This window comes from Micromonospora sp. CA-249363 (assembly GCF_050950185.1).
Classification (GTDB): domain Bacteria; phylum Actinomycetota; class Actinomycetes; order Mycobacteriales; family Micromonosporaceae; genus Micromonospora.
Map to the genome: position 1 here is coordinate 3,099,555 of NZ_CP192020.1, position 15,599 is coordinate 3,115,153.

Annotated in this window: 14 protein-coding genes; 7 read left to right on the forward strand and 7 right to left on the reverse strand. The window is 71.5% G+C overall.

Annotation, left to right across the window (positions count from 1 at the left end):
• Nucleotides 1-2: 2 nt before the first annotated feature.
• Complete coding sequence (locus tag ACQPZK_RS14260; RefSeq protein WP_433538754.1) at nt 3-404, reverse strand: YciI family protein; 402 nt, start codon at nt 402-404, stop codon at nt 3-5.
• Nucleotides 405-603: 199 nt separating this feature from the next.
• Nucleotides 604-993 (reverse strand): hypothetical protein, encoded by a 390-nt coding sequence (locus ACQPZK_RS14265; protein ID WP_433538755.1) that lies wholly within the window; start codon nt 991-993, stop codon nt 604-606.
• Between the two features lie 265 nt (nt 994-1,258).
• Here ACQPZK_RS14265 and ACQPZK_RS14270 point away from each other — a divergent pair, with 265 nt between their 5' ends.
• Together ACQPZK_RS14270 and ACQPZK_RS14275 are read left to right on the forward strand one after the other, a co-directional pair.
• Nucleotides 1,259-2,002, forward strand: a complete 744-nt coding sequence (locus ACQPZK_RS14270) for a neutral zinc metallopeptidase (protein WP_433538756.1) — start codon at nt 1,259-1,261, stop codon at nt 2,000-2,002.
• 122 nt (nt 2,003-2,124) lie between these two features.
• Complete coding sequence (locus tag ACQPZK_RS14275) at nt 2,125-2,775, forward strand: HAD family hydrolase (protein ID WP_433539208.1); 651 nt, start codon at nt 2,125-2,127, stop codon at nt 2,773-2,775.
• Between the two features lie 66 nt (nt 2,776-2,841).
• On the opposite strand, the gene ACQPZK_RS14280 is transcribed toward ACQPZK_RS14275, so the two are convergent.
• The 4 genes from ACQPZK_RS14280 to ACQPZK_RS14295 all read right to left on the reverse strand — a co-directional run bounded on the left by ACQPZK_RS14280 (nt 2,842) and on the right by ACQPZK_RS14295 (nt 8,324).
• The gene (locus ACQPZK_RS14280; protein WP_433538757.1) at nt 2,842-5,397 is read right to left on the reverse strand and encodes an ABC transporter permease; all 2,556 of its coding nucleotides are present in this window, start codon (nt 5,395-5,397) and stop codon (nt 2,842-2,844) included.
• Nucleotides 5,397-6,164: an ABC transporter ATP-binding protein gene (locus ACQPZK_RS14285; RefSeq protein WP_433538758.1), complete on the reverse strand. Its 768-nt coding sequence runs from the start codon at nt 6,162-6,164 to the stop codon at nt 5,397-5,399. Before ACQPZK_RS14285 ends, ACQPZK_RS14280 begins: the two co-directional genes overlap by 1 nt.
• A 309-nt stretch (nt 6,165-6,473) precedes the next feature.
• Entirely contained in the window at nt 6,474-7,160 is a 687-nt protein-coding gene (locus ACQPZK_RS14290) for a response regulator (RefSeq protein WP_433538759.1), read from the reverse strand.
• 249 nt (nt 7,161-7,409) lie between these two features.
• Entirely contained in the window at nt 7,410-8,324 is a 915-nt protein-coding gene (locus ACQPZK_RS14295) for a RecB family exonuclease (RefSeq protein ID WP_433538760.1), read from the reverse strand.
• Nucleotides 8,325-8,497: 173 nt separating this feature from the next.
• Here ACQPZK_RS14295 and ACQPZK_RS14300 point away from each other — a divergent pair, with 173 nt between their 5' ends.
• From ACQPZK_RS14300 to ACQPZK_RS14310, 3 genes are read left to right on the forward strand one after another with little or no spacing between them, the layout of a single operon-like run.
• Nucleotides 8,498-9,556, forward strand: a complete 1,059-nt coding sequence (locus ACQPZK_RS14300) for a site-2 protease family protein (RefSeq protein WP_433539209.1) — start codon at nt 8,498-8,500, stop codon at nt 9,554-9,556.
• The gene (locus tag ACQPZK_RS14305; RefSeq protein ID WP_433538761.1) at nt 9,553-10,551 is read left to right on the forward strand and encodes a tRNA (adenine-N1)-methyltransferase; all 999 of its coding nucleotides are present in this window, start codon (nt 9,553-9,555) and stop codon (nt 10,549-10,551) included. Before ACQPZK_RS14300 ends, ACQPZK_RS14305 begins: the two co-directional genes overlap by 4 nt.
• 28 nt (nt 10,552-10,579) lie before the next feature.
• Nucleotides 10,580-11,152, forward strand: coding sequence for a hypothetical protein (locus ACQPZK_RS14310; protein WP_433538762.1), 573 nt, complete (start codon nt 10,580-10,582; stop codon nt 11,150-11,152).
• Between the two features lie 48 nt (nt 11,153-11,200).
• Here the strand turns inward: ACQPZK_RS14310 and ACQPZK_RS14315 are convergent, their stop codons facing one another.
• Nucleotides 11,201-11,494, reverse strand: a complete 294-nt coding sequence (locus tag ACQPZK_RS14315; protein WP_433538763.1) for a ferredoxin — start codon at nt 11,492-11,494, stop codon at nt 11,201-11,203.
• Between the two features lie 179 nt (nt 11,495-11,673).
• Here ACQPZK_RS14315 and arc point away from each other — a divergent pair, with 179 nt between their 5' ends.
• Nucleotides 11,674-13,458 (forward strand): proteasome ATPase, encoded by a 1,785-nt coding sequence (arc, locus tag ACQPZK_RS14320; protein ID WP_433538764.1) that lies wholly within the window; start codon nt 11,674-11,676, stop codon nt 13,456-13,458.
• A gap of 131 nt (nt 13,459-13,589) precedes the next feature.
• Complete coding sequence (locus tag ACQPZK_RS14325) at nt 13,590-15,554, forward strand: hypothetical protein (protein ID WP_433538765.1); 1,965 nt, start codon at nt 13,590-13,592, stop codon at nt 15,552-15,554.
• Nucleotides 15,555-15,599: the final 45 nt, after the last annotated feature.

Below are 15,599 nucleotides of genomic sequence, written 5' to 3' on the forward strand. Positions count from 1 at the left end.
GCTCAGCCGGCCAGGTCCTCGACGCCGTCCAGCACCGGCCGCACGTCCACGTACGCCCCCGGGGTGTCCGGGTCGACCAGGCCGGCGGCGATCTCGGTGGCCCGGTCGAAGCTGACGCACTCCACGATCGTGTAACCCGCCAGGACCTCCTGCGTCTCGGCGTACGGGCCGTCGGTGACCACGGGCGCCCGATCACGCACCTGCACACGACGAGCGTGCACCGGCTCGCTGAGGCCCCGCGCGTCGATGAGTTCCCCGGACTCGGCGAGCGCCTGGTGGAACGTCTCCATGTGCTGGTGCATCGCCGCCACCTGCTCGGCTGACATGGCCGGCCGGTCGGACGGTCGCCCGGACAAGGCGTCGTAGTCCTGCTGCGACCCGTAGAGCATGATCATGTATTTCATGGTGGCCTTCCTGTTCCCGGCGCCGCCCCGGCGCCGCTCACCAGAAACGTCGAACCCAACCCCCTCACCCGGACACCTCCCGACCCCCACCCGCCCCCGTTGATCATGAAGTTATCGCCATCGATGTCGGCGTGTCGGCGCAACAACTTCATGATCAACGGACGTGGGCGGGTGGGGTGGGGCCGGGAGAGGGGAGGGGTTACTGGCCGTGGGAGAGGCGGAGGCGGTTGTTGATCAGGTAGTTGAGGCGGTGGCGGAGGTAGCCGAGGGTGCTCTCGCTGGGCAGGTCCGCGTCGGGGGTGGTCAGTGTCCAGCGCAACGCGCAGTCGCCGCCGGGCAGCCCTCGCGAGATGTCGAAACGGATCTCGTCCCCGGGGCGGTGCGGCCAGAGCGACGACCACACCAGGAGCACCGGCGCGTACCCCGCCACCACCCGCGGCGGCACCTCGTCGTCGCGCAGCTCCAGCCAGGGCCGGCTTCCGACCTGGTACGGGTCACGGAGCGACCGCCACACGACATGCGCCGGCGCCGGCTGGCTTCGTTGACGGCTGCCCAGCACGTGCACGTCGCCCTCCTGACCGGCGGCCACATCCGCCCCGGGCCATTGTGGCCGCCCAACACCGAAACCCGGAACCACCCCCACCCCACCCCCACCCCCGAACGCGTCGATCAAGAGGTTCGCGTCACGACACGCCGGACGGGCTGACGCGAACCTCTTGATCACCGCAATCGGAGGTAGGGGACAGGGTGAGCGTGAACCGCCTGGGCCGGTCGTGCGTGAATCCGGTGGCGGGCGTGGTGGTCGTACCGTCGGGGTATGGCGTGGTACGAGCGCCGAGGTCTGGGGAGGCACAGTGGGTGCATGGTCGGGACGCGTCGCGCGGGGACCCCTGGCGGGCCTGGTGGCCGTCGCGCTGGTGTCGCTCGCCTGCGCGGGCGGTGGGCTGGCCGAGCCGGAGGGCGAACGTCCGGAGGCGAACCCGCCGGCCGCCTCGCCGGAGCCGAACACCACCCGCGCCGACAGCACCACGAGCGTGGCCGAGTTCAAACAGGACGTCGCCGACGCGCAGGCGGTCGCGGAGCGCTACTGGGCGGCCCAGTTCAAGGCCTCCGGGCAGCGCTTCACGCCCATCCGGCGGGTCACCCCGTACCAGCGGGCCGGTGAGGTCTCCTGCGGCGGTCAGCCACTGCCGCGCAACAACGCGGTCTACTGCTCGCAGGGCGACTTCATCGCGTACGACGTCGCCTGGTCGGTGGCGGCCTTCCGGGAGGTCGGTGACGCGTTCGTGTTCTACCTGCTCGGTCACGAGTACGCCCACGGCATCCAGGTGCGCCTGGGCATCAACTACAGCTTCACCATCCAGCAGGAGTTGCAGGCCGACTGCATGGCCGGGGCGTACCTCGGCGACTCGGTGCGCTCCGGCGACCTGACCCTCGCCGAGGGTGACCTGGACGAGTTCCGGGAGGGGGTCGCGGCGGTCGGCGACGACCCGGACCAGCCGTGGTTCGCCGAGGGCGCGCACGGCACCGCCGAACAGCGCACCGACATGTTCTTCCGTGGCTACGAACGCTCGCTGAAGGAGTGCGACCTGAGCTGAGCGGGGTTGCCCCGGTCACCCTCGGAGCCGTTGCCGCCACCGGCGGCGGGCCCGGCTGGCAGGATCGCCGGTGTCGGTCACGACCCCTGGAGGATCCGCTGAGCAGCCAACACCCCGCCGCCGTGCTCTTCGACATGGACGGCACGCTGGTCGACAGCGAGAAGCTGTGGGACGTCGCACTGCAGGAGCTGGCCCGCGAGTACGGCGGGGAGCTGTCCGTCGACGCCCGCCGCTCGATCATCGGCACCGCTATGGCCGAGTCGATGCGCATCCTGCACGACGACCTCGGCCAACCCGAGCGCGATCCGGAGATCAGCGCGGCGTGGATCAACGCCCGGATCCTGGAGCTGTTCCGAACCGGCCTGCCCTGGCGGCCGGGGGCGTTCGAGCTGCTGCACGCGGTCCGCGCGGCGGGAGTCCCCACCGCCCTGGTCACCTCCAGTCCTCGGGCGCTGGTCGAGATCGCCCTGGACACCCTCGGGCGGGACAACTTCGACGTGGTGGTCGCCGGTGACGAGGTGGTGGCGGCCAAGCCGCACCCCGAGCCGTACCTGACCGCCGCACGACGCCTCGGCGCCCCGATCGAGCGGTGTGTGGCGATCGAGGACTCACCGACCGGGGTGGCCAGCGCGCTCGCCTCCGGCGCGGCCGTGCTGGCCGTACCCGCCGAGGTGCCGTTGCCCCCCATCGAGGGCGTACGCCAGGTGCGAAGCCTGGCCGGTGTGGACCTGGCGGCGCTGGCGGCGCTGTTGACCGACCGGGCCGCGGCCTGAAGGAAGCCGCGACCGAAGGAACGAGGGGGCCCCGCCGTGCGGGACCCCCTCTTGTCCTACCTGGCGTCAGTCGTGGGCGATCGCGCCCAGGACGTTGATCCGGGCCGCCCGCACGGCGGGGACCACCGCGGCGACCACGCCGATGATCGCGGCGAGACCGAGGAAGATGCCCATCTGCCCCCAGGGCAGGATCAGGTCGGTGATGCCCTCGTCCTTGAGCGCTTCGACCACGGCGGCCCCGAGGCCGGTGCCGACCGCCACGCCCAGCAGCGCGCCGAAGACGGAGATCACCACGGCCTCGACCGTGATCATGCCCATCGTCTGACCGCGTCGCAGTCCGATCGCCCGCAGCAGCCCCAACTCCCGCGTGCGCTCCAGCACCGACAGCGCGAGGGTGTTGACGATGCCCAGGACGGCGATCACGATGGCCAGCGCCAGCAGGATCTGGATCATCGTGAGCAGGCCGTCGAGCGAACTCATCTGCTGCTTGATGAACGCGTCCCGGTCGGCCACCGACACCTCGGGGCTGTCCGCGAGCAGCGTCTCCACCCGCGGCTGCACGTCGGCCACCCGTGCCCCCGGCGCGAGCTGGATGAAGCCCTGGATGGGCTGCGGAATCGCGAAGTCCTTCGCCGCCGTGGCCGGCAGCGTCACCGGGTTGGTCAACTGCGACGACTCGTAGATGCCGCTGACCGTGTACGTGCGGGCCTCGCCCCGCGTCAACTGCACGGTCACGGTCGAGCCGACCGACCAGCCGCGGGACTTCGCGGTGTCGGAGCTGACGAGCATCTGCGTCGGCGAGAGCCGGTCGATGTCACCGGCGGTGGCCTTCGCGCCGAAGATCTGCCGCAGGGACGCGACGTCGCTGCTCGCCGCCACCCACGTGCCCTCGCCGTCGACGCGCGCCATGTCGCCGTACTCGCCGTCGACCATCCGCACGCCGGGCAGCGCCTTGACCTGGTCCAGCACGCTCGGGTCGAAGCTCGGCGGACGCGGGCCGCCCTGCTGACCGGCGATCACCAACTCGGCCTTGATGGTGTCCTGAGCGAGGGCGCTGATGCTGCCCTTGGCCGAGTCGAGGATCACGGTGACGCCGGTGACCAGCGCGATGCCGACCATCAGCGCGGCGGCCGTGATGGCGGTGCGGCGCGGGTTGCGACCGGAGTTGAGCCGCCCCAGCTTGCCCGGCACCGACCAGGAGAAGATCGCGCCGAGGAGGTTCACCACGGGCCGACTGATCAGTGGGGTCAGCAGCGCCACTCCGATGAAGGCGAACAGCACCCCGCCCAGGATGGTGGACAGCGTCTGGCCGCCCGCGTTACCGCTGAGTCCCAGGAAGAGCAGCACCGCGCCGATGGCGGTGACCAGCGACCCGGCCACGGTGATCTTGGTCAGCGGCCGGTCCGGGGTCGCCACGTCCTGCATGGCGGCGATCGGCGGGATCCGGGATGCCCGCAGCGCCGGCAGCAGCGCCGCCACCACCGTGATCACCAGACCGACGCCGAACGAACCGATCACCGCGGCCGCCGGCACGCCGATCCCGGCCAGGGTCAGGCCGCCGGCCAACTTGCCGAACAGGAACGCCAGCAGCGCGCCCACCCCGATGCCGGCGGCCAGGCCGAGCACCGACGCGATCAACCCGACCGCGATGGCCTCCAGCACCACCGAGCCGATGATCTGGCGGCCGCTCGCTCCGATGGCGCGCATCAGCGCCAGCTCCCGGGTGCGCTGGGCCACGATGATCGAGAACGTGTTGAGAATCAGGAAGGTGCCGACCAGCAGCGCCACCGCGGCGAAGCCCAACAGGATCTTGTTGAAGAAGGAGAGGCCCTCCTTCAGGCTGGCCGCGGCGTCCTCGGCGAGCTGCTCGCCGGTCTTCACGTCGTAGTCCGCGCCCAGGGAGCGGGCCAGGTCGTCGCGCAACGCCTCGTCCGAGACGCCGTCCGCGGCGGTCGCCGTGATGCTGCTGAACACCTCCGGCTCGCCGAGCATCAGCCGCTGCGCCACCGGCGTGGTGAAGAAGACCTCGTTGACGCCGCCGATCGAGTCCCGGTCACCGCTGTAACCGGCTATGCCGACCAGGGTGAATTCCCGCTTCTTCGACTCGAACGCGGTCAGCACGCCGACCTTCTCGCCGACCCGCACCTTCGCCGTCGTGGCCAGCGTCTTGTTGACGACGATCTCGTCGTCCGCCTGCGGGGCGCGGCCCTCGCGCAGTTGCAGCAGGTCACTCTCGCCGACCCAGTTCTCACCGAGCTGCGGCGGCCCGAACGACGTGACGACCTTGCCGTTGCTGCCGATCACCCGCGCGCCGTCGGCGTTGACGACGCCGGTCGCGGAGGCCACCCCCGGCACCTGCTTGACCCGGTCCACCACGGCGGCGGGCAGCGGGGCGGCGGTCTGCTCGCCCTCCAGCTCACTGACCTCGACCTTCGGCTTCGCCGCGACGTTCACGTCGATCTCGGAGAAGCCGTCGGCGAACACCGAGTCGAAGGAGCGACCCAGCGTGTCGGTCAGCACGAACGCGCCGGAGACGAACATTACCCCGAGCACCACGGCCAGACCGGACAGGATCAGCCGGACCTTGCGGGCCAGCAGACTCTTGAGTGTCGCCCGGAACATCAGTTACCCACCTCGGCCGGAGTGTCCAGCTTCTTCATGGTGTCCAGCACCGTGTCGGCGGTCGGCTCGATCAGCTCCGACACGATCTGCCCGTCGGCGAGGAAGACCACCCGGTCGGCGTACGCGGCGGCCGTCGGGTCGTGGGTGACCATCACGATGGTCTGACCGTGCTCACGCACCGAGTCGCGCAGGAAGCCGAGCACCTCCGCGCCGGAGCGCGAGTCCAGGTTGCCCGTCGGCTCGTCCGCGAAGATCACCTCGGGGCGGGAGACCAGCGCCCGCGCGCACGCCACCCGCTGCTGCTGGCCGCCGGAGAGCTGCGCCGGCCGGTGGTCCAGCCGGTCCTGCAGGCCAACCGTCTTGATCACCGTGTCGTACCAGGCCGGGTCCGGCCGGCGGCCCGCGATCGACATCGGCAGCAGGATGTTCTCCTTCGCCGTGAGCGTCGGCAGCAGGTTGAACTGCTGGAAGATGAAGCCCACCTTGTCCCGGCGCAGCTTCGTCAGCCCCGAGTCACCCAGCCCGGTGACCGTCGTCTCGCCGATCGACACCGTCCCCCGGGTCACCGAGTCCAGACCGGCGAGGCAGTGCATCAGCGTGGACTTGCCGGAACCCGACGGCCCCATGATCGCGGTGAAGCGGCCACGTTCGAACTCCGCGCTGACCCCCCGCAGGGCGATGACCTGAGCCTCGCCGCTGCCGTACACCTTCCACACGTCGTTCGCCCGGGCCGCGGCCTGCGCCTGCCGGCCTACCGTCGCGGTCACGTCATCTACCTCTTCCGTCTGTCCGAATCCCACGCCGCCCCCCGATGGTCCGGCGCGACCGTTCAATCATCGGCGCTGCGCGCGCCCATCCCGTCCGCCCCTGGGGGGACCCGCAGCGGATTTCCCGCTGCGGGTGCACCCCCATGCCGCATCAGGGTTGCCCCTGACCCGACGGCCGATCGACCGGTTTTGCACACTTCCCAACCCCGCCGCGCCGTCTCTGGTCACGGTAGGTGAGCGCGGCAACCGGGCCGTCCCTCCACGGAGGGATCTTCGGGTACGCCGGGTGAGGTATCCGCCGCGCGGCGGCTACGCCCTCGGGCGGACCAGACCCGACTCGTACGCCAGCACGACGGCCTGCACGCGATCGCGCAGCCGCAGCTTGGTCAGCAGGTGCCCGACGTGGGTCTTCACGGTGGTCTCGCTGACCGACAGCACCGCCGCGATCTCGGCGTTGGACAGTCCCCGGGCCACCTGCACCAGCACCTCACGTTCCCGGTCGGTGAGAGCATTGAGCGCCGCCGACGGCGTCGCCGCCGGGTCGGGCAACAGCTCGGCGAAGCGCTCCAGCAGGCGCCGCAGGATCCGAGGCGCGACCACCGCGTCCCCACCGGCGACCGTGCGGATCGCCGCGATCAGTTCCTCGGCGGGTACGTCCTTGGCCAGGAATCCGCTCGCGCCCGCACGCAGCGCCCCCACCACGTACTCGTCGAGGTCGAACGTGGTCAGCACCAGCACCCGTACCGGCAGGCGGGAGTCGACGATGGCCCGGGTCGCCGCCACCCCGTCCATGCGGGGCATCCGGATGTCCATCAGCACGACGTCGGGCAGGAGCCGTCGGGACAGCTCCACCGCCTCCACGCCGTCGCCGGCCTCCGCCACCACGTCCAGGTCGCCCTCGGCCCCGAGCACCATCCGGAAGCCCGTACGCAGCAGCGGCTGGTCATCGGCGAGCAGGATTCGTACCGGCCGCGCCGGGGCCACCCGATCGCTCATCTCGTCTCCCGTCCCGCGTCGCCGGCCTGTGCGTCGCGGACCACGGTAGAGGCAGCCCGGGTGCCTGTCCCGACCCGGACGGCACCGCTCCGGTCGGGCGGTGCCAGGGCCGGCCCCTCCAGACCCCGTCGATCTTGCACTTTCTGCTGCGGCAAATGGTGCGAATCCGATGAAGTCGACATCCGAAAGTGCAAGATCGACGGGGCGGGGTGGGGCGGGGCGGGGCGCGGGTGGGTGGGGCGGGGGGCGTTACTCGTCGGCGCCGGGGGGTGTGGGGGTGGTGCGGGCGTCGCGGAGGGGGTCGGCGTTCGCCGCCGCGACGGGGAACGGCGGTGGTGTGCCGCCGAACGTGGGGCACAGCGCCTGGTGGCTGCACCAGTCACACAGTTTGCTCGGCCGGGGCCGGAAGTCCTGCCGTGCGGTGGCCTGCTCGATCGCCCGCCACAGCGCCACCACGGTGCGCTCGAAGCGGACCAGCTCGTCGGCGTCGGGCGTGTAGTCCAACACCTCGGCGTCGCGCAGGTAGAGCAGGCGCAGCACCCGGGGCACCACCCCACGGGTGCGCCACAGCACCAGCGCGTAGAACTTCAGCTGGAACAGCGCCCGCGCCTCGAACGCCTCCCGGGGAGCGCCGCCGGTCTTGTAGTCGACCACCCGCAGCGCGCCGTCCGGGGCCACGTCGAGCCGGTCGAGGTAACCCCGGATGAGCAGCTCCTCGTCGACGACGGCCGAGATCAGGCTCTCGCGCTCGGCCGGTTCCAGACGCGTCGGATCCTCCACGGCGAAGTAGCCCTCCAGCAGCCCCGCCGCCGAGCGCAGGAACTCCCCCGGGCCGGCGGGCTCGGCGTCGTCGAAGATGGCGGCCAGCTCTGGCTGCTCGGTGACCAGCCGGTCCCACTGCGGGGCCACCAGGTCGCCCGCCGCAGCCGGCGTGCGGCTCGACGCGGGCAGGTCGAACAGCCGCTCCAGCACCGCGTGCACCAACGTGCCCCGGGCCTGCTCCATGGTGGTGCGCTCGGGCAGCCGGTCGATGCTGCGGAACCGGTAGAGCAGCGGGCAGGTCTTGAAATCCGCCGCCCGCGACGGCGACAGCGAGGCCCGCACCGTCGGCGGCGTCTGCGCCGGGGAGGAGGACTGGGTGGTGGTGACCGTTTCCGCCGTCATGTGCGCAAAGGTTAGGGCACCGGTGTGACACCGCCCGCTGCCCGCCCCGCACGAGGCCGGTCCGTAGCATCGGTGCGATGGAGCAGACATCCCGGCCGCCGCGTCGGTCCGACCGGCGACCCGGACTGAGCGTGGGTCGGGTGTTCGGGGTGCCTCTGCACCTCAACGCGTCGATGCTCCTGCTCGCCGTGCTGGTCGCCGTGCTCTACGCCGAGTTCGCCCGCCGACAACTGGACCTGCCGCAGGTCAGCGGCTACCTGATCGGGTTCGGGTTCGTGGTGTCCCTGCTCGGCTCGGTGCTGCTGCACGAGCTGGGTCACGCGCTCACCGCCCGCCGCTACGGCATCGGTGTGCGCGGAATCACCCTCGAACTGCTCGGCGGGTACACCGAGATGGAGCGGGACGCCCCGACGCCCCGGATCGACCTGCTGGTCTCGCTGGCCGGCCCGGCGGTGTCCGCGGTGCTCGGCGTCCTCGCGGTCGCCGCCACCGTCGCCCTGCCCCAGGGCACCGTCGGCCACCAGCTCGCCTTCCAGCTCGCCCTGAGCAACGTCATCGTGGCGGTGTTCAACGTCCTGCCCGGGCTGCCGCTGGACGGTGGCCGAGCACTGCGCGCCGCCGTGTGGGGCCTCACCCGCGACCGGCACCGGGGCACCGAGGTCGCCGGCTGGGCCGGTCGGGTCGTCGCCGTCGGCACCGCCGCCCTGGTCGGACTGCTGACCGCCACCGACCACCTGTCGCCGGTGGCGCTGCCGCTGATGCTGCTGGTCGCCGTCACCCTCTGGCGCGGCGCCGGGCAGTCGATCCGGGCCGCCCGGGTCAGCCGACGGTTCCCGCTGATCGACCTGGCCCAACTGGCGCGACCGGTGTGGCCGGTGACCACCGGCACGCCGCTGGCCGAGGCCCAGCGCCGTCGCGCCGAGGGCGGGCAACCGGCCGCCGCGCTGCTGGTCACCGACTCCACCGGTCACCCGGTGGCGCTGGTCGACCCGGCCGCCGCCGCGGCCGTACCCGCCGAACGTCGCCCCTGGCAGGCGGTGGACTCCGTCGCCCGCCCGCTCACCGCGCTCCCCACCCTGACGCTCGGGCTCGACGGCGAACGGGTGATGGAGGCGGTGCAGACCCACCCGGGCGCGCAGTACGTGGTGACGTCAGGCGAAGATGTCGTCGGCATTCTGCACATCGGGGACCTGGCACAGCTCCTCGAACCCAACCGGAAGATGACACCGTGACCGCAACTCCCTCCACCGTCGCAGCCGACGACGCCCCCCGGACGCTGACACCCGTGCACCGCGGCCCGTTCCGGCCCGGCGACCGGGTGCAGCTGACCGACCCCAAGGGGCGGATGCACACCGTCACGCTGGAGCACGGCAAGGAGTTCCACACCCACCGCGGCATCCTGGCGCACGACGCGCTGATCGGGTTGCCCGACGGCAGCGTGGTGACCACCTCCGGCGGCGGCACCGCGTTCCTGGCGCTGCGCCCCCTGCTGTCGGACTACGTGCTCTCCATGCCGCGCGGCGCCCAGGTGATCTATCCGAAGGACTCGGCGCAGATCGTCGCGATGGGCGACATCTTCCCCGGCGCGAAGGTACTCGAGGCCGGCGCCGGCTCCGGCGCGCTGAGCTGCTCCCTGCTGCGCGCCGTCGGCACCGAGGGCGAACTGCACTCGTTCGAGGTACGCGACGACTTCGCCCAGATCGCCAAGCGCAACGTCGAGGCGTTCTTCAACGGGCCGCACCCCTCGTGGCACCTGCACGTCGGCGACGTCGCGCAGTGCCAGGAGACCGGCTTCGACCGGATCATCCTGGACATGCTCACCCCCTGGGAGACCCTCGACATGGTCGAGCGGGCGTTGGTGCCCGGCGGCGTGTTCATCGGCTACGTCGCCACCACCCCGCAGCTCTCCGAGCTGGTCGAGGCGCTGCGCGAACGCGGCGGCTGGACCGAGCCGCGCGCCTGGGAGTCGCTGGTGCGCGACTGGCACGCCGAGGGCCTCGCCGTCCGACCCGACCACCGGATGATCGCGCACACGGCGTTCCTGGTCTCGGCGCGCAAGCTCGCCCCGGGCGTCACCGCGCCGCCGCGTCGCCGCAAACCCAGCAAGGGAACCGAGGCGTACGCGCAGCGCCGCGAGGACCTGCGCGCGGCCGAGGCGGCCCGCCAGGCCGCCGCCGCCCAGGCCGCCGCGCAGCCCGACGCGACGGGGGAGATGGACAGGCCGTGACCAACGGTGAGCGGGGGGAGGCGGCCCGATGAGCCGACCGGGGTACGGCGGCGGCGACCTGCCCGCCGTCTTTCCGGACTGGTCGCCCTACCAGGACCTGGAGTCGGCGGCGCGTGCCTATCTGCGGGACCCGGACGTCGCCCTGGAAGCGCTCGGCGGGGTCCTCCGCGGCGCCTCGGTGCTCGGCTTCACCCTGGAACGCTTCGTCAACGAGGTCAACGGCGTGTGGCAGGAGGTCGTCGTCTGCGACGGCAGCCGGCTGATCCTCTGGCACGGCGAGGACGTGCCGCCGGGGGAGGGGCCACCGGGTTCGATGACGTCGTCGCTGCGGGTGGTGCCCGTCTCCACGGTCACCGAGGTGGGCTGTCGACGCCGGCTCAACCGCTCCGAGAGCGGCGAGATCCGGGTCGACAGCATCGACGTCTACCTGCTGCTCACCTCGCTGGACGAGGCGCCGCCGAGCGAGGAGATGGCGGCCACGCCCCGGCACGACGCGCTGCGGTTCGGCAAGACCCTCGACGACGGTGGGGCCGGGCAGATCGCCCGGCTGGAGGAGTTCGCGCGGCTGGTCGCCTCGGTGGTCGGCCGCCCGATGCTCTGAGGCGTACCCCGTTCGGGGCCGGCGTCGCGCGGACCGCGCGGCGTCGGCTCAGTCGTCCTCGGCGTCCGGGCCGGCCACCTCGACGCCGTCGCCGCGCACCACGTGGATGCAGTCGCCCGGGCACTCCTTGGCGGAGTCGATCACTTCGAGGCGCAGGTGCGCGGGCACGTCGACCCGGCTGCCCGGGGCCGTCCGCAGCTCGCCGTCGACGCCCTTGACGTACGCCAGGCCGTCGATGTCGAACTCGAACACCTCCGGCGCGTACTGCACGCAGAGCCCATCGCCCGTGCAGAGATCCTGGTCCACCCAGACCTGCAACTGGTCGGTCGCGACCTCGGCCACCGGTGCACCCCCCATGTTCTCCCGTACCAGCCTCCGACGGTACCCGAACGCCGTTACCGACCCCGCAGACCACCCCTTGGCGATCAAGGTTCAGTGACGAGGGTGTTGCGTGGGACCGAATCGGGCTCATAGCGGCTAGTGTTAGCTCAGAACGTTCAAGCCCCCCGGGGAGGTGGGACGTGGCAGCACGCAGCGACGACGCGGACTCGCGCGCCGCACGGTGGGAGAAGGAAGCCCACGATCTCTCCACGCAGGTCGCGTTCCTTCAGGAGGAACTCGCCCTGGTGCGGCGTAAGTTGACCGAAAGCCCCCGACACGTCCGGCAGCTCGAAGAGCGGCTGGCGGCCACCCAGGCACAGTTGGCGCGGCTGACCGAGAACAACGACCGGCTGGTGAGCACCCTCAAGGAGGCTCGCACGCAGATCGTCACGCTCAAGGAGGAGATCGACCGGCTCGCACAACCGCCGAGTGGCTACGGAGTTTTCCTGGCCAAGCACGACGACGGCACGGTGGACGTGTTCACCGGCGGGCGCAAACTGCGCGTCGCCGTCTCGCCCTCGCTGGACGTGGCCGAGCTGAGTCGCGGCCAGGAGGTCCTGCTCAACGACGCGCTCAACATCGTCGACGCGTTCGGATACGAGCGGGTCGGCGAGGTGGTGATGCTCAAGGAGGTGCTGGAGGGGCCGAACGGCGCGCCGGGTGACCGGGCGCTGGTGGTCTCCCACTCCGACGAGGAGCGCATCGTGCACCTCGCCGAGACGCTCATCGGCTCGGCGATCCGGGCCGGCGACTCGCTCATGATCGAGCCCCGCTCGGCGTACGCATACGAGCGGATCCCGAAGAGCGAGGTCGAGGAGCTGGTCCTGGAGGAGGTGCCGGACGTCGACTACTCCGACATCGGTGGCCTCCAGTCCCAGATCGAGCAGATCCGCGACGCGGTGGAGCTGCCGTTCCTGCACGCGGACCTGTTCCGTGAGCACCAGCTCCGCCCGCCCAAGGGCATCCTGCTCTACGGGCCGCCCGGCTGCGGCAAGACGCTGATCGCCAAGGCGGTGGCCAACTCCCTGGCCAAGAAGATCGCCGAGCGGCAGGGCAAGGAGAAGCACACCAGCTTCTTCCTGAACATCAAGGGCCCGGAGCTGCTCAACAAGTACGTCGGCGAGACCGAGCGGCACATCCGGCTGATCTTCCAGCGGGCTCGGGAGAAGGCCGGCGAGGGCACGCCGGTGATCGTGTTCTTCGACGAGATGGACTCGATCTTCCGGACCCGTGGCTCGGGTGTCTCGTCCGACGTGGAGAACACCATCGTCCCGCAGCTGCTCAGCGAGATCGACGGCGTGGAAGGGCTGGAGAACGTCATCGTCATCGGCGCCTCCAACCGGGAAGACATGATCGACCCGGCGATCCTGCGCCCCGGTCGGCTCGACGTGAAAATCAAGATCGAGCGGCCGGACGCCGAGGCGGCGAAGGACATCTTCTCCAAGTACATCCTCTCCGGGCTGCCGCTGCACCCGGACGACCTCGCCGAGCACGGCACCGACCCGCAGGCCACGGTGGCCGCGATGATCGACGCCGTGGTCCTGCGGATGTACTCGGAGACCGAGGAGAACCGCTTCCTCGAGGTCACCTACGCCAACGGTGACAAGGAAGTCCTCTACTTCAAGGACTTCAACTCCGGCGCGATGATCCAGAACATCGTCGACCGGAGCAAGAAGATGGCCATCAAGGAGTTCCTCACCTCCGGTCGCAAGGGCCTGCGCCTACAGCACCTCCTCGACGCCTGCGTCGACGAGTTCCGCGAGAACGAGGACCTGCCCAACACCACCAACCCCGACGACTGGGCCCGCATCTCCGGCAAGAAGGGCGAACGGATCGTCTACATCCGCACGCTCGTCTCCGGCGGCAAGGGTGCCGAGGCCGGCCGGTCCATCGAGACCGCCAGCAACACCGGCCAGTACCTGTAGGCAGGCGCTGACACCAGCGGGGCCCGGGACGTGGACGCGTCCCGGGCCCCGCTCGTCACACCGGCCCGCACACGTGCACCCGACCCGGTACGCTGTGGCGCTTCCAACCCTGCGAAACGTCGAGGATCCGCGTGCCGTCCGAACTCACCGTCACCGACCCGCCGGCACGCCCTGCGGTCGCCCCGCAGACCCGCCCGCCCGCCCGTCCGTACCGCGCGCTGCTCGTCGCGCTGACGGTCGCCTGGCTGGTACCCGCGGTGGCGTACCCCCTGCACCTGGCCTGGCTGCTGCCCCCGCTCGTGCTGCTGACCACGGCGAGCCTGCTGCGCGGCGGCCGCACCCTGCTCGACCGGCTCGTGCTCGCCATGGTGCTGCTCGTCGGCGCCAGCACCATCGCCGGGCTGCTCTTCACCGTCTGGCCCTGGGGGCTGCACCCCGTCGCGGTCAGCGGCGCCGCGCTCACCGTCCTCGCCCTCGTCGCCGTGGTGACCGGCCGACGTCCCACCCTGCCCCGGCCCAGCTGGACCGACCTGCTGCCGGTCGTCGCCACCGTCGCCATCGTCGGCTACCTCGCGTCGCCCTGGCTGCGGGCCGGCGCCCTCGTCGGCCGCCTCAGCCTGCTCGCCCTCGGCGAGGACAACTTCCGCCACGTCGCCCTCGTCGACGCCATCGGCCGGCTCGGCGGGTACGTCTTCCTCGACCCGTCGGCCGCCCGCGACGACATCGTCTCCCTGCTCGCCCGCTACCCCCAGGGCTGGCACCTCACCACCGCCGTCCTCGACGCGCACCTGCGCTCCGCCACCGGCACACCGAGCGGGGCCAGCAGCCTCAGCCACTACGAGTGGTGGTGCTTCGCCACCCTCGGTCTGCTGGTGCTCACCCTCTTCTGGGCCGCCCAACGGCTCCCCGGCCCCCTGCACCCGCTGCACCGGGTCGTCCTGACCGTCGTCGTCGGCGCCCTCGTCCTCGGCAGCCAACTGCCCCGCCTGCTGATCGCCGGCTACCCCAGCGAGGTCCTCGGGCTGGCGCTCGCCGTCGCGCTGACCGCACTCGTCGTACGCCCCCTCGCCGGCAACCGGGAACAACTCGTCCTGCTCGGCGCGCTGCTCACCGGCATCGGTTTCACCTACTACCTGTTCCTCCCCCCGGCCGGGCTGCTGGTGCTCGGCTGGCTCGTCGCGCACCGCCGGGAGCTGCTCCACGTCCGCCGGACCGTGCTCGCCGTCGGCCTGGTCACCGCCCTGCTCGCCCCGCTGCCCCTGCTACTGGGCATCTTCGCCGCCAACCAGACCGAGGCCCTCGACGCCAAGGCCGGCCTGGAGCTCGCCGAGGCCTGGCGGGCCCTGCTCGGCCTCACCCCGATCGTCCTCATCGGTCTCGTGATCCAGGCCCGCCGAGCCGACCGGGCCTGGCGCCGACACCTCGCCGCCGTGCTGGTGGCCGCCGGCTTCGCCCTCGCCATCGCCCTGGCCAACGTCCTCGCCGGCGTCCAACCCGCCTACTACTTCATGAAGGGCGTGCACCTCGCCACCGTCGGGCTCGTCGTCGGCACCGCCGCCCTGGTCGTGCTGCTGCCCGTACCGACCGCCGACGCACGTGCCAACCGGGCCCGCGTCGCCGCCGTACCCGCGCTCGCCGCCGCCCTGACCGTACTCATCGTCGTGATCCTCTGCGGGCTCACCGGTTGGAGCCGGAGCCTGCTCGTGGTGGACAAGCAGAGCTGGACCCAACTCTGGGTCCAGCACAGCGTCGACAAACCGTCCAGGGTCGCCCAGGTCTGCGCCGCGGCCTACCGCCGCCACCCCCACCAACCGGGCACCGCCACCGTCGTACTCGACCGGACCGGCTACCGGGGCTACGTGGAATCGATCTGCCTCTCGGCCCTGCAGGGCACCACCGCGCAGACCGAACAGGCGATCTACCTGCCGATGTTCGAGGAACCCGAGCGCACCCGCACCATACTGCGCTCCACCCACGGCCCGCTCCGCCTGCTGATCAGCGACCCGACCGCGCAACGACGCGTCGACAAGCTGCTGACCAGATACCCGGACCTGCGCGGCCGGGTCACCACCGTTCCGATGACCATCAAATACTGAGCCCGGCGGGCGGGCACACGGAACGACACCCGTGACCCGCCCGCA

Excerpts from the sequence above, each read along its gene's own strand:
- ACQPZK_RS14280 (WP_433538757.1), bottom strand. The coding sequence starts at position 5,397 with ATGTTCCGGGCGACACTCAAGAGTCTGCTGGCCCGCAAGGTCCGGCTG.
- ACQPZK_RS14295 (WP_433538760.1), bottom strand. The coding sequence starts at position 8,324 with ATGACGGCGGAAACGGTCACCACCACCCAGTCCTCCTCCCCGGCGCAG.
- ACQPZK_RS14290 (WP_433538759.1), bottom strand. The coding sequence starts at position 7,160 with ATGAGCGATCGGGTGGCCCCGGCGCGGCCGGTACGAATCCTGCTCGCC.
- ACQPZK_RS14300 (WP_433539209.1), top strand. The coding sequence starts at position 8,498 with ATGCTCCTGCTCGCCGTGCTGGTCGCCGTGCTCTACGCCGAGTTCGCC.
- ACQPZK_RS14310 (WP_433538762.1), top strand. The coding sequence starts at position 10,580 with ATGAGCCGACCGGGGTACGGCGGCGGCGACCTGCCCGCCGTCTTTCCG.
- ACQPZK_RS14260 (WP_433538754.1), bottom strand. The coding sequence starts at position 404 with ATGAAATACATGATCATGCTCTACGGGTCGCAGCAGGACTACGACGCC.